14 protein-coding genes are annotated in these 12,861 nt (G+C 64.0%); 3 read left to right on the top strand and 11 right to left on the bottom strand.

The genetic code is table 11. From position 1 onward, the window contains the following. Window positions 1-6: 6 nt before the first annotated feature. Window positions 7-780, bottom strand: coding sequence for an alpha/beta fold hydrolase (locus SKP52_RS06860; protein WP_039573191.1), 774 nt, complete (start codon window positions 778-780; stop codon window positions 7-9). A 135-nt stretch (window positions 781-915) separates the two neighbouring features. Between SKP52_RS06860 and SKP52_RS06855 the strand changes: the two genes are divergently transcribed. Then, window positions 916-1,557, top strand: a complete 642-nt coding sequence (locus SKP52_RS06855) for an FABP family protein (protein WP_039573189.1) — start codon at window positions 916-918, stop codon at window positions 1,555-1,557. 13 nt (window positions 1,558-1,570) lie between these two features. Here SKP52_RS06855 and SKP52_RS06850 read toward each other — a convergent pair whose 3' ends face one another. Further along, window positions 1,571-2,191 carry a PilZ domain-containing protein gene (locus SKP52_RS06850; RefSeq protein WP_039573186.1) on the bottom strand — a complete coding sequence of 207 codons (621 nt, stop codon included), beginning with the start codon at window positions 2,189-2,191 and terminating at the stop codon, window positions 1,571-1,573. 436 nt (window positions 2,192-2,627) lie between these two features. On the opposite strand from SKP52_RS06850, the gene SKP52_RS06845 reads away from it, so the two are divergent. Continuing rightward, window positions 2,628-3,872 carry a dicarboxylate/amino acid:cation symporter gene (locus SKP52_RS06845; RefSeq protein WP_081997240.1) on the top strand — a complete coding sequence of 415 codons (1,245 nt, stop codon included), beginning with the start codon at window positions 2,628-2,630 and terminating at the stop codon, window positions 3,870-3,872. On the opposite strand, the gene SKP52_RS06840 is transcribed toward SKP52_RS06845, so the two are convergent. The 8 genes from SKP52_RS06840 to phhA are packed head-to-tail and all read right to left on the bottom strand — an operon-like array spanning window position 3,866 to window position 11,338. Further along, window positions 3,866-4,618 (bottom strand): maleate cis-trans isomerase family protein, encoded by a 753-nt coding sequence (locus tag SKP52_RS06840; RefSeq protein WP_039573183.1) that lies wholly within the window; start codon window positions 4,616-4,618, stop codon window positions 3,866-3,868. The two genes, SKP52_RS06845 and SKP52_RS06840, sit on opposite strands and share 7 nt — an antisense overlap. Window positions 4,619-4,628: 10 nt before the next feature. Further along, window positions 4,629-5,537, bottom strand: a complete 909-nt coding sequence (locus SKP52_RS06835) for a fumarylacetoacetate hydrolase family protein (protein WP_039573180.1) — start codon at window positions 5,535-5,537, stop codon at window positions 4,629-4,631. Between the two features lie 22 nt (window positions 5,538-5,559). Continuing rightward, on the bottom strand, window positions 5,560-6,690 hold the full coding sequence (locus tag SKP52_RS06830) for a cupin domain-containing protein (RefSeq protein WP_039573177.1): 1,131 nt from the start codon (window positions 6,688-6,690) through the stop codon (window positions 5,560-5,562). After that, a complete protein-coding gene (locus SKP52_RS06825) occupies window positions 6,690-7,703 on the bottom strand; it encodes a carbon-nitrogen hydrolase family protein (RefSeq protein WP_039573175.1) in 1,014 nt (337 codons plus the stop codon). The genes SKP52_RS06830 and SKP52_RS06825 overlap by 1 nt, the downstream gene beginning before the upstream one ends. Next, the gene (kynU, locus tag SKP52_RS06820; RefSeq protein WP_039573172.1) at window positions 7,700-8,941 is read right to left on the bottom strand and encodes a kynureninase; all 1,242 of its coding nucleotides are present in this window, start codon (window positions 8,939-8,941) and stop codon (window positions 7,700-7,702) included. The genes SKP52_RS06825 and kynU overlap by 4 nt, the downstream gene beginning before the upstream one ends. Then, window positions 8,938-9,567 (bottom strand): arylformamidase, encoded by a 630-nt coding sequence (gene kynB, locus SKP52_RS06815; RefSeq protein WP_039573170.1) that lies wholly within the window; start codon window positions 9,565-9,567, stop codon window positions 8,938-8,940. Before kynB ends, kynU begins: the two co-directional genes overlap by 4 nt. Further along, complete coding sequence (locus tag SKP52_RS06810; protein ID WP_039573167.1) at window positions 9,564-10,469, bottom strand: tryptophan 2,3-dioxygenase; 906 nt, start codon at window positions 10,467-10,469, stop codon at window positions 9,564-9,566. Before SKP52_RS06810 ends, kynB begins: the two co-directional genes overlap by 4 nt. After that, window positions 10,466-11,338: a phenylalanine 4-monooxygenase gene (gene phhA, locus SKP52_RS06805; RefSeq protein ID WP_039573164.1), complete on the bottom strand. Its 873-nt coding sequence runs from the start codon at window positions 11,336-11,338 to the stop codon at window positions 10,466-10,468. Before phhA ends, SKP52_RS06810 begins: the two co-directional genes overlap by 4 nt. Window positions 11,339-11,527: 189 nt before the next feature. Here phhA and SKP52_RS06800 point away from each other — a divergent pair, with 189 nt between their 5' ends. Then, on the top strand, window positions 11,528-12,010 hold the full coding sequence (locus SKP52_RS06800; RefSeq protein ID WP_039573161.1) for an Lrp/AsnC family transcriptional regulator: 483 nt from the start codon (window positions 11,528-11,530) through the stop codon (window positions 12,008-12,010). Window positions 12,011-12,023: 13 nt separating this feature from the next. Here the strand turns inward: SKP52_RS06800 and SKP52_RS06795 are convergent, their stop codons facing one another. Next, complete coding sequence (locus SKP52_RS06795) at window positions 12,024-12,782, bottom strand: AraC family transcriptional regulator (protein ID WP_039573159.1); 759 nt, start codon at window positions 12,780-12,782, stop codon at window positions 12,024-12,026. Window positions 12,783-12,861 lie beyond the last annotated feature (79 nt).

Genomic DNA, 12,861 nt, shown 5'->3' with positions numbered 1-12,861 from the left:
CCGAAGTCAGGCGGCGCTCGCCGCCTCGACGATCAACCGCGTGATCGGCTCGGGCTGCGAAATCAACGACAGGTGGCTCGCCCTGAGTTCGATCGTCTTCGCGCCCATCCGTTTCGCCATGAAGCGTTCGAGATCGGGGTTGATCGTGCGGTCCTCGCTCGACACGGCATAGAAGCTGGGTTTCGACCGCCATGCCGCTTGTGTGACCTGCCCGCTCAGCAACGCCCGCTGAAACGGCTGCTGCACCGCATAGAGCAGCCGCGCCTTCGCTTCGGGCAGATCGCCAGCAAAATCGCGCAGGAATGCCGCTTCGCTCAGGCGCCCTTCGTCGCCGTCATAGACGATGCCCGCAGTGGCCGGCGGCGTCGGATAGGTCGCGGCCAAAGCTCCATAATTCTCATTCGCGTCGGGTGCCCGCGCCGCAACATAGACGAGCGCGGACACGTTGGGATGCACCCCGGCCTGCGTCACGAGCATGCCGCCAAAGCTGTGTCCGACGAGCACCGTCGGCCCGTCCTGCCGCGCCAGAACCCGCTCGGCGGCGGCGACCGACTCGTCCAGCGTGGTCAGCGGATTCTGGACCGAGGTTGCGTTGAAACCCAGCGCCTGCAGCCGCGATATCACGTCGGTCCAGCAGGAACCGTCCGCAAACAGCCCGTGAACGAACACGACGTTGCGCGCCTTCACCCCGGGCGGCGTCGCTCCCCGCGCTACGCCCATAAGGAGCGGCGCTGTCGCCCCGGCAATGAGGGCGGCGGAAAAATCACGGCGGTTCATCATGGCCTCTCTCCCGAAGCTTGATCGATACGGGCAGGATAGACGACGGCACCGGACCCGCGAACCCACACCTTGGTTTGGTTTGCTTTGGCGGTCGACGCGGGCAATAGCGGATCGAGACAAAAGCGGGGAAACGACATGGACATTCCGGACGACATTTTCACCGAGCCCGAGGACGTCGATCCCGAGACGCTCGCCAATCTCGGCCCGCTCCGCCGCCTTGCCGGCGTCTGGGAGGGGCAGCGCGGAGTCGACATCAATCCCAAGGCCGACGGCCCCGAGACGCGCCAATATTATGAGCGGATCGAGCTGCAGCCGATTGACCCGCAGGCGAACGGGCCACAACTATTCTATGGGCTGCGCTATCATCTGCACGTCAACACGCGCGAAGAGGACATCGCCTTCCACGACCAGGTCGGTTACTGGCTCTATGAAGCCGCGACCGGGCTGATCCTCCAGACGCTGGCGATTCCACGCGGTCAGATCGCCATTGCGGCGGGGCATGCCGAGCCCGACGCGAAGAAGCTGGTGCTCAGGGCGGAGCGTGGCCAGACCGAATATGGCATCTGCTCAACGACCTTCCTCGACCTCGCCTTCCGGACTGACAGCTACCAGATTACGGTGGATTTCCAAGATGATGGATCTTGGAGTTATGTCTCCGATACAACTCTCATCGTCAAAGGCCGCGACGAGCCTTTCCTTCATCGCGATCGCAACAAGCTGGTGAAAGTCGCCGAGCCCGATCTCAACCCCTGGGCAAAGATCGCGCGCGGCGGTTAGGGCGGCCCCAAGGTCAGCTTTCGAAGCGGTGGATGCTTTCCAAGTCGGTGCGTTCGAGCGGCTGCGTCAGCCACAGTCCCCCGCGCCCGGCGCGCGACCAGCGCACGATCGCGCGACGCTTGACCCCGCCCGCGAGGATCAGATCGAGTTCTTTGCCCACTTCCAGATGGCCGTCGTGGACGAAACCTGCGCCGTTCTGTGACAGGTCGACCAGTTCGATGCTAGTCGTGGCTTCATCGGTGACCGCCTGCGCCTGCGTGCGCACCGGCAGGCGCGGCTGGCGATAACCAGACCCGCGCTGTTCGGCCGCCAACTGCTTGAGCACGTCGGCTACGTCGACTTCCTTGTCGAACGACACGCCGCAGCGGCCGGCTTCGGACCAGACGACTTCGCCGCGGATCGTCACCGTATCCGAAAGCGCGATCTCGAGTTTCTCGCCCACTTCGATCGGAACATCGGCCGCAAGCATCATGCCCTTGTCCGAAATATTACGCACACGCCACAAACCCGCGTCGCCATTGCGCATCACCTTGGCGATCCGCCAGACCGTGCGATAGCGGTCGCCGCCACGACGATCGGTGTCGGCTGCGCTTTGCTGCTCCTCTACCGGATCGGATAGGCGACGTTGGTTCATATCATCTACCTTATCGAAGCAGCGTCAGACGGAAGTGCAACTTCCTGTCAATACTGCAAAATACTCAAAACCACTTCTTCGCAATACTAGAATTAGGCTTAAAATTCAATCATATTGCGGATCATAGTTAACGTCATGTCACTCACAAACGCGAGCAGGCGAGGCGGTTTTAAGGCCGGCCTCGAATATATCGCATTTTACACAATTTACGGTGCGAGAAAGCCGTAATTAAGTCCCAGAATGGTGGGTATCGCCGATGACGGTGAGAAAGGCGGCCGGGGAAGGCGAAGGCCATCGGTAACATTGTCGTCTGCGGGGCACGACTGCCGAACTGTGCATGCGAAATGTGCGTGCCGCGGACGTCAGCGAACCCGAGCAAAGACTTTGACCGCGTCGGTGCGCATCGGCATGTTGCGGCCAAGGGGGATTTCGACTCATGGTGATTTCGCGCGCGCGGACCTGGGCCACGCGCATGCCCGGATCGGGCTGGATGATCGTCGCGCTCGTCGCAGGTTTTGCGCTCGGCACTTTCATCGCGGCATCCTCGCCTGTGGTCGAGGCGGCTGAGCTGGTCGGCGGCATCTGGCTCGACGGGCTGCGGATGACGATCGTCCCGCTGATCTTCGCGCTCGTCGCCACCGGCGTCGCCAGCCTTGGCATGGGCGACCATCACGAGGCCGCGCGGCTCGGACGGCGACTGCCGTTCGTACTGATCGGCCTGCTGATCGTCTCGGCGGTCATCGGTGCCCTGATGGTCCCGCCGCTGCTCGGCGCGGTAACGATTGCCTCCGCCGATATCGCCGCGCTGCGCAGTCTCTTCCCCGCGCCGCCCGCGCCGGCGGTCCCCGGCGCGGCCGAAACAATGCGCGCGATGATCCCAACCAATGTCGTCGCATCGGCCGCCGAAGGCGCGGTCCTGCCGATCGTCATCTTCGCGCTCGTGCTGGGCCTTGCCGTCGGCAAGATCGACCGTGACCGCGCCGAGGCCGTGATTCAGCCGCTGCGCGGGCTTGCCGACGCGATGATTGTCGTGGTCGGCTGGGTATTGCGCGTCGCGCCCATCGGCATCTTCGCGCTCGCGCTGGCGATCGGGGCGACGGTGGGTACGGCGGTGCTCGCGATCCTCGCCCAATATCTCGCAATCTCGATTGCCGTGACGCTGGTGCTGATCGTCCTCGGCTATGCCATCGCGCGCTTTGCCGGGGGCGTGCCGCTGGGGCGCTTTGCGCGCGCGATCGCCCCGGCGCAGGCGATTGCAGCAAGCACCCAATCGTCGATCGCGACGCTGCCCGCGATGATGGTAAGCGCCGAGCGCGTCGGCATCGAGGAACGCAATGCCGCTGCGATCCTGCCGATGGCGGTCGCGACCTTCAAGATCACCGCGCCGTCGAACACCGTGATGATGGCGCTGGCGCTCGCGTGGATAGCGGGGGTCGAAATCTCGCCGCTGCAACTCGCGGTCGCCTTGCCGCTCGCGGTTCTGTCCTCGCTGGCGATCCTCGGGATGCCAGGGCAGATCAGTTTCTATGCCTCGGTTGCGCCGACCGCGATCGCCATTGGCGCGCCGATCGAGCTGTTGCCGATCCTGCTCGCGATCGACGTCATCCCCGACATGTTCCGCACGGTCGCCAATGTGACGCACGACGTCGCCGCGGCGGCGGCGATCGCGCCGCCTCAATAACGTCCGGACAGCAAAGCACCGGCGCCCGGAACCTCGGTCGACAGCCCAAGCCGCGTGAGCATCTGGTGCGCAGTGCAGATCGCCGCCGAGACGACGGGCAAGCCGATCGTATCCTCGATCTTCTGCACCGACGGCAGCGACGGCATCTGAACGCACGCCGACAGCACGAGCGCGTCGATGCCGTTCAGGTCGAGCCTTTTGTAATGCTCGAGCAGGTTAGTCGGATTCTGCGCCGCAACCTCCAGATTGTCGGAGATTTCGAGCGCAAGCCAATCGCTTACCTCCATGCCTTCGGACTGAATGTAGGATACGACCATTTGGGTCAGCGGCTTCATATAAGGCGCGACGAGCGCGATGCGTTTCGCCTTGAGCGCCGCGAGGCCCTCGATCAGCGCGCCTGCGCTGGTGACGACGGGCGCAGCATGGCCATTCTCGACCGTCCGCTGGTGCAGCCGCGCCTCCGACACGCGGTGATAACCCTCACCCATGCTCATGATCGCGACGAGACAGGCATAGCCGAGCACATCGACCGCCGCGTCGGACAGTTCCAAGGCGCAGCGATCAGAATCGGCATCCATCGCCGCGAGTTCCTCCTTCGTCACCTTCTTCATCCGCATCCGCGACGAGTGGAAAGTGAAGCGTTCGGGCGCGATGCCCTCGCGCGCACGGAGCAGCGCCGGGATTTCGGTTTCCATCGTGACGTTCGAGCTGGGCACGATCTGCCCGATGCGGATTGGACGTGTCATCAGCCGAGCCTCAAACCGCGATGATCGGGTTGCGGAGCGTTCCGATCCCCTCGACCGTGCATTCGACGACGTCGCCCGGCCACATGAATTCCTGCGGGTCGCGCCCCGCGCCGACCCCCGCTGGTGTCCCGGTCGCGATGATGTCGCCCGGTTCGAGCGTCATCACGCTCGAAATATCGGCGATCAGCTGCGGTACGTTGAACAGCATGAAGCGCGTATTGCTGTTCTGCTTCTCGACCCCGTTCACATGCGTCAGGATATTGAGATTGTGGGGATCGCCGATTTCGTCGGCGGTGACGATGCAAGGCCCCATCGGCGCAAAGCTGTCTTGCCCCTTCGACACGATCCACTGGCCGGCGCGGCGGCAATCGCGTGCCGAGACGTCGTTGATGACGGTATAGCCGAACACATGGTCCAGCGCGTCGCCCTCGGCGACAAGGCGCGCGGTGCTGCCGATGATCACGGCCAGCTCGGTTTCCCAATCGAGTTGCTGCGTCACCTTCGCATTGTGGCGGATCGGATCGTTCCACGCGACAACCGCGGTCGGCGGCTTCGAAAAGATCACCGGCTGCTGCGGCAGCTCGTTCGACGTGTCGAGCGAGCGTGCTGATTCAGCGACATGCTCGGTATAGTTAAGACCGATTCCGAAGATATTCTTGCGCGGGCGCGGGATCGGCGCGAGCAGGTTGACATTGCCCTCAGGCAGCGAGGTGCCGATCAGATCGGCAGTGGTCGCCGCGGCGACGGCTTCCTTCAGGAACCGCAGCGCCACGGGCCCGAGGTCGATGAAGTCGAGCATCGTCGAGGGCAGGTCGTGACCGATCGCATCGCCCAAATATTCGACGTCGATGACGAGGCCATCGTGGAGAAGGCCGAGCCGGGGTTCGGTTTCGGCCGTGCGATAGGTGACCAAGCGCATTATATGTCCTGTCTGTTACTGATCATGTGGGCTGGCGGCCGCCATGGTCGGGATAGGGTTCCTCGATCCGGACGCCGAGCGCCTCCATCACGGGAAAGTCGTTGAACGAGAAAAGAAACGCCTCTTCGGACGCGTCGAGATTGACATGCTCGTGCCACATCCAGGCGGGGACGCAGAAAATGTCGTGCGTTTCCCAGTCGAAACGCGCGCCGCCGATGATCGAGTAACCGCGCCCGCCCGCGACATTATAGACGACATTGCCGGTGTGGCGGTGCGCATGCCCACGAAAACCGGGCTTCAGCATCTGCATATGCGCGCCCATCGTCTGGAGCGCCCAGCCGCCGGTCAGCGGGTTCGAATAGCGCACCATATGCCCGTCGAACGGCGTGCCGTCGGACACTTTGGCGAGATTCCACAGCGCGTCGCGCGTCGCTTCCCAGCGATAGACCATCACCGGCGAATAGGGCTTCTCCCACGCCGGCACGCCTTCGGGCCGCAGCCCGGCGCCACCATAGCTCAGCGGCAGGTCGTCGGTCGGAAAGGCGGCCGTCTGTGCGGGCTGGTCATAGACGGCGTAAAAATTGGTCTCGAGGCTGTTCATCAACGGGATATCGAGCCCGTCCTGCCAGATCGACACCTCGCCGTCGGCGACGACGCCATGGTCGTGCCAGCAGCCGCCCGGCGTCAGCACATAGTCATTGGCCCCCAAGCTGATGTGGTGCCCGTCGACGACGGTATACGCACCCTTCCCCTCCATGATGAAGCGGTGCGCCGACGCGGTGTGCTTGTGCGCCGGCGTGATCTCGCCAGGGCGCATCGCCTGCATCCCGCTGAACAGCCAGCCGCACACCGCGACATTCTCGCGCCCCGCGTCGCTGTCGTTGAGCAGGGTCACAACGCGGCGCCCCGCCTCCTCGGGCTTCACCAGGTCGAGCGCGCGCAAGCACATGTCGCGCATCTCGGCATAGCGCCAGAGCGTCGGGCGATAGCGCGTTTCGGGCTCCCACGGCTCGATCGCATTGGCGCGTTTCCAGAAAGCGCCCGCATTGCGCGCCGCAAGCTCCTGATAAAAAGCCTCCAGTTCGGGCGTATCGGTAACGCGCGCGCGTCCGAGTACATCGTCACGCGGGTCGATGGTCGTGTTGCCTGTCATCAGGGCGCCTCCTCGTCGGGATCGTCGGGCGGCGGCGCGTCGACGAACAGCGCCGACGCACGGGGGGTGCGGTCGACCGTCAGGTTGAAGATGTCGAAGCGGTTATAACCGCCGATGATGTCGTGCATCAGCTTGGGCCGGATGCACTCGCCAAGATCGATATCGGCATAGACGATTCCTTCGGCGTCGATCAGCGCCTCGCCGACCAGATTGCCGTGCGGGTCGATCACCCCCGACCAGGCGCTGTTCGGGCGTGAGAGCAGTTCGCGGTTCTGCGGCCGCGCTTCCGACATCGCGGCGACGATCTCCTCGCTCACCGCCGAACAGGCGACGATCGTGAAGACCTTGCCCTCGAAGCTGTGCGCGGTGGCGCGGATCTTGATCGCTTCGGCCATATTGTACGACGCTGGCGCGACGGGCAGCGCGATATAATTGGCGACGTGAACCAGCTCGCCCTGCGACAGCAAGGCGAAGCGCGCGAGCGTGTTGGTATTCTCGCCGCACGCGAGCGTACCAAGCGGTCCGACCGGCGTGTCATAGACGCGGATCGAGCTGCCGTCGCCGCCCGCCCAGGTCAGCTTCTCGGCCCAGGTCGGCACCAGCTTGCGGTGGCGCCCGAGCAGGCTGCCGTCGGCGCCGATGATCAGGTTGGTGTTATAGAGCGTCCCGACGCTGACCGGATCGCGCTCGTTGATCCCGATGACAACGGTGCAGCCATGATCGCGTGCGGCATTGCACAGCGCGGCGACCTCGGGCCCGTCGATCAACAGCGACGCGCGATAGAGGCGCTCGTGCCACTCAGCGCCCTCGATCGGGGTCATCAGCCAGTTCCAATAGGGATAGGCGGAAACGAACACTTCGGGGAAGGCGACAAGCTGCGCGCCATTCCCCGCCGCCTCGGCGATCAGCGCGCACGCCTTGTCGACCGTGCGCGCGGTGTCGAGGAAGACCGGCGCGGCCTGCACCGCCGCAACGCGCGACCTGGGTAGGAAAGGTGCCGACACGTCGCTCATGTCACCGCCGCCCGCAGGTGATATTGCGGCTTATCCCACGCGCGCGTCGCGCAGACTTTTTCGAGCCGCTCGACGGTTTCGACGATGTCACGATAGCGCAGGTAAAGCGGCGTCAGCCCGAAACGCAAAATGTCGGGCGCGCGGAAGTCGGCGATGACGTCAAATTCCTTGAGCGCCTGCACGATCTGGTAGCCTTGGCGGTGCGCATAGCCGACCTGACTCCCGCGCTCGGCATGGCCTTGGGCGCTCACCAGTTCAAAGCCATAAGTGTCGCACAGAGGCCGCATAAGCTCGATAAACAGGTCGCCGAGCGCGAGCGACTTGCGGCGGATTTCGGCCATGTCGGCTTCAAGCATCAGGTCGACGCCGACTTCCAGCGCCGACAGGCCGAGCACCGGCGGTGTCCCGCACTGGAAACGCTCGATCCCCGCGGCGGGGTCATAATCCTCCTCGAATTCGAACGGCCGCGCATGGCCGAACCAGCCCGACAGCACCGGCGTGGCGGCATGGTGCCGCGCGGCCGCGAACAGATAGGCGGGCGCGCCGGGACCGCCGTTGAGGAACTTGTATCCGCAACCGATCGCAAAATCGGCGTTCGCGCCGTTGAGATCGACCGGAATGGCGCCCGCGCTGTGGCTCAGATCCCATACGACGAGCGCGCCAACCTCGTGCGCAGCTTGCGTAATCGCCGCCATGTCGCGGACGCGGCCAGACTTGTAGTGAACCTGCGTCAGCAGCAGCACCGCGACATCCTCGGTCAGCGCATCGACGATCGCGTCGGGCGCCACCGTCACGGCTTTGACGCGCCCGCCCGAAAACGCCTCGATGCCCTGCATCATATAGACGTCGGTCGGGAAGTTCGTCGCCTCCGACAGGATCAACGTCCGTTCGCGTCGCAACGAAAGCGCGGCCGTCAACGCCTTGAAGATATTCACCGAAGTCGAATCGGTCGCGACGATCTCGCCGGGGTTCGCGCCAATCAGTCGGCCGATCTTGTCGCCGATGCGCCGCGGCGCGGTCGACCATTCGGCGCCGAGCCATGAGGTGATCAGCCCCTCGCCCCATTCGCTGCCGATAACTTCGGTCAGCCGGTCGCCCGTCGCCTTCGGCAGCGCGCCGAGCGAATTGCCGTCGAGATAGATCAGGCCTTCGCGGAGATGAAAGCGGTCGCGGAAGGCCGCGAGCGGATCGGCGGCGTCGAGCGCCGACACATCGGTGGCAAGCAGCGTGTCGGTCATGCGATTTCCCTCAAGATGGCGCGCACTGGGCTGGCGTCGGCGCCGACGATGCGGAGCGGCAGCGCGACGAGTTCGTACCGGCCGGGCGGCACGTCATCGAGCACCAGCCCCTCCAATATCCGCATATCCGCCGCCTTCACCGCCTGATGTGCGTCGAGCGTCTTCGACTGTTCGGGATCGAGCGACGCCGCATCGGTGCCGATCAGGCGCACGCCCATGGCGCCGAGCCGTGCGATCACATCGCTGGCGATCGCGGTGAAATCCGAGTCCCATTGGTCGTGCGGGAAGCACTCATAGGTCCGCAGCAGAACGCGTTCGCTGCCTTCGATCGCATCCCAGTCGATATCGGCAATCTCGACCCGCCCGCGCGCATGGCGAACATCGAGCAGCACGCACGGCCCGATATAGGCATCCAGCTCGCAGTCGGCCGACGAAGCCCCGTCATTGGCATAGTGCAGTGGCGCATCGCCATGCGTCCCCGCATGCAGCGGCGTGAACATGCCGCCGACATTGACCGGACAGCCGTCGCCGATTACCGCATGGCTATGCAGCGCAAACGCCGGCTCGCCCGGCCACACCGGCACCGCGGTGTGCAGCGGCTGCGAAATGTCCCAGATCCGGCTCATGCGCCCTTCCCTTCGGCATAATCGCCGCCCTCGCGTGGGGCTGCCATCCGCGTGCGCATCGACCAGAGTTCGGGGAAGAAGCTGAGGTCCAGCGCCTTCACCAGATAATTGACCCCTGACGAGCCACCCGTCCCCGGCTTGTGCCCGATCACGCGCGCGACAGTCTTCATGTGCTTGAAGCGCCATTCCTGGAAATAATATTCGAGCGCGGTGATCTTCTCCGCCAGCGTGTAGAGATCCCAATGGACGTCGACGTCGGTGTAGATTTTCAGCCACGCGTCCTCGACCGCCTCCGACGCCGCATAGGGCTTCGTCCAGTCGCGTTCCAGATGATCGGCGGGAATGGCAAAGCCGCGCCGCGCGAGGAGCCGGAGCAGTTCGTCGTACAGCGACGGTGCCTCGAACGTCGCACGCAACCGCGCGGTCGCCGCCGGATCATCCTTGTGGACGATCATCATATCCTCGCGCTTGTTGCCGAGCAGATATTCTAGTTCGCGATATTGCTGCGACTGGAACCCCGAGGCGCGGCGCAGAAAGCCGCGGAAGGTCAGGAAGTCGTGCGGGGTCAGCGTCGCGAGCACCTCCCAGCTGTGGATCATGTGGCGCTGGATCGTCGCAATCCGGTCGAGCCCCTTGCCCGCAATTTCGAGCCGGTCGGCCTTGATCGCATCAAGGACCAGCCGCCCCTCGTGCAGCACCAGCTTGATCCAGAGTTCCATCGTCTGATGCATGATGATGAACAGCATCTCGTCGGGCTTGTCCGACACCGGCACCTGCGCCGACAAGAGCTGCGCGGTCTGCAAATGCCGGGCATAGGTCAGGCCATTGTCCCACTGGATTGTCTCGCCGTCGATCTCGGTCTCGAAAATGTCGGTGTCGCCGTCGCGCGTCTGCCTGATCATTGCGATGTCTCTCCGCTTGCCGGCGCGGCCGGCAGGCGCCCTTCATAGGCGACATCGCCGCGCCAGACATCCCCGGGTTCGAGCGCCGGTTCGCCAGCGATTTTCCGGTAGATGCTGGCAAAGTCGGTTTCCTCGGTCGCGCGCAGCAAATCGCCGAAACCCGCAACGACGAAATAGGTCTGCTGATATTGGTCGAAATGATACCGCGTGCGCATCACGCGCTCGATATCGAGCCAGATGCGTTGCGGTTCGGGCGACGTCAGCGCCGACAGCGTTTCGGCAAGGCTCGACAGCAGCCCGCCGCCAAAGGCGCGAAGCTCGCCGTCCTCGACCACCAGCCCAAACTCGACCGTGTAGAGCCATAACCGCCCAAGATAGTCCGATGCCCCCAGCTTTTCGGCCCGCAACCCCGCCTCGCCATAAGCGACGAGAAAGTCCGAAAAGGCCGGATCGGTGAGCATCGGGATATGGCCGAATATGTCGTGAAACATGTCGGGCTCTTCGCTGTACGCGATCTGCTCGGGCGGGCGGACGAAATTGGCGGCGGGAAAGCGCTTGTTCGCGAGATGCTCGAAAAAGGGTTCATTCGGGATCCAGCCCGGGACCGCGACGACTTCCCACCCCGATGCGGGCTTCAACAGCGCGTTCAATTCGGCGAAGTTGGGAACGCCGGGTTTCAGCTTACGCAGAATGCCAAGACCGTCGAGAAACGACCGGCAGGCATAGCCATCCAGTGCGGCCGACTGCTGATCGAACAAGGTCCGCCACGTTGCATGTTGCTCGGCGGTGAAGGCCGTCCAGTTTTGCGGCATCGTCCAATTGGCCGCGACACCTTCGGGCGGTGCGTCGAAAATATGTGTCGCGGCCATTAGGTCTCTCTCCAAACCCCTCGGCGCAAGAGATAGCCTGGCACGGCGCGAACATTGTGCGGATTTCGTGCCGAGAGGCCGTCAAAAATCCACTATTGTTCCGCTTCATCTAGAATTTGCAGGAAAATGTTCCATGAATTAGAATAAGCGATCCGCATTATCGCCAAAACTCGATTCAGGACGGAACGCATGGACAAGCTCGACTGGAAAATCATCGCCGAACTCGAACGCGACGGGCGGCAGTCGTATGCGGATCTTGGCGAGCAGGTCGGCCTGTCCAAATCGCCTTGCTGGTCGCGGGTGAAAAACCTCGAGGAACGCGGCGTGATCGAAGGTTATGCGGCGCGGATCGACCCGCTCGCGATCGGCCTCGCGGTCCAAAGCTTCGTCGAGGTCCAGATCCGCTTCGACGCACACACCGATTTCGAGGCGGCGGTACTCGCGCACCCCGCCGTCGTCGAATGCCACACCACCGCGGGCGAGAGCGACTATCTGCTCAAGATTTTCTCGCGGTCGGCCGACCATCTCGACGAACTGCTGCGTCACAACCTGTCGAAGCTTCCCGGCGTCCAGCGGCTCAAGACCGTGGTTTGCCTCAAGACGATCAAGCGCCACGGCGATCTCGCCGAATGGGCGCGGACGACTCAGGGGCGTACGTCCCAGCCGTCCTGACGCCGCCGCAGCGTCAGTGCTTCAGATACTGGCTCGGCGGCACGCCGAACGCCCGTCGAAACATCGCCGCAAACCCGCTCGGACTGTCATAGCCGACATCGTAAGTGACCTGCGTGATCGACGCCCCCGCCGCGAGCAGCGACAGCGCCTCCATCAACCGCACCTGCTGGCGCCACACCGCGAGCCCCATCCCCGTTTCCTGCTTGAAACTGCGCGTGAAGGTGCGCCGCCCCATCGCCGCGAGCGCCGCCCACTCGTCGATATCGCGCGGGTCCGACGGGTCGGCGATGATCGCGTTGCAGACGCGGAGCAAGCGCGGGTTCGACGGCATCGACACCTGGTAGGGCGCGTTGGGCATCCGCCCGATCTCGTCGAGCAGCAGCGTGATGATCCGCCCCTCGCGCCCGTTGATATCGTACAGCGCAGGGAAATCGACGACTTCGAGGATCAACGATTTGACGAGGTTCGACACCTCGAAGACGCGGCATTCCTTCTCATGCTCTCGGTCCTCGCACGGCAGGTAGAGCGTGCGGAGCGAAACCGGGCCGCGGCACGCGACCTCGTGCCGCGTCCCCGCGGGCAGCCATACCGCGCGCTGCGGCGGGATCACGAAACTCGTCTCGGGCGTGCGCACCGACATCACCCCGGCCGAGGCATAGAGGATCTGGATATGGTCGTGGCTGTGCATCGGATCGATGAAGCCCGCCGGATATTCATCCTGCAGCGCCATGACCGGGCGGTCGTTCGTCAGAACATCGACGCTATGCTTCATGGCCCAATCCTTACAAGTATCAGACAATTACACAATATAGGCCGCGCGCACCGCTGGCCAGCGATGGAGCGCCTGCTGG

The organism is Sphingopyxis fribergensis (genome assembly GCF_000803645.1).
Taxonomy (GTDB): Bacteria; Pseudomonadota; Alphaproteobacteria; order Sphingomonadales; family Sphingomonadaceae; genus Sphingopyxis; species Sphingopyxis fribergensis.
This window is presented reverse-complemented; position numbering and strand designations above follow the sequence as displayed.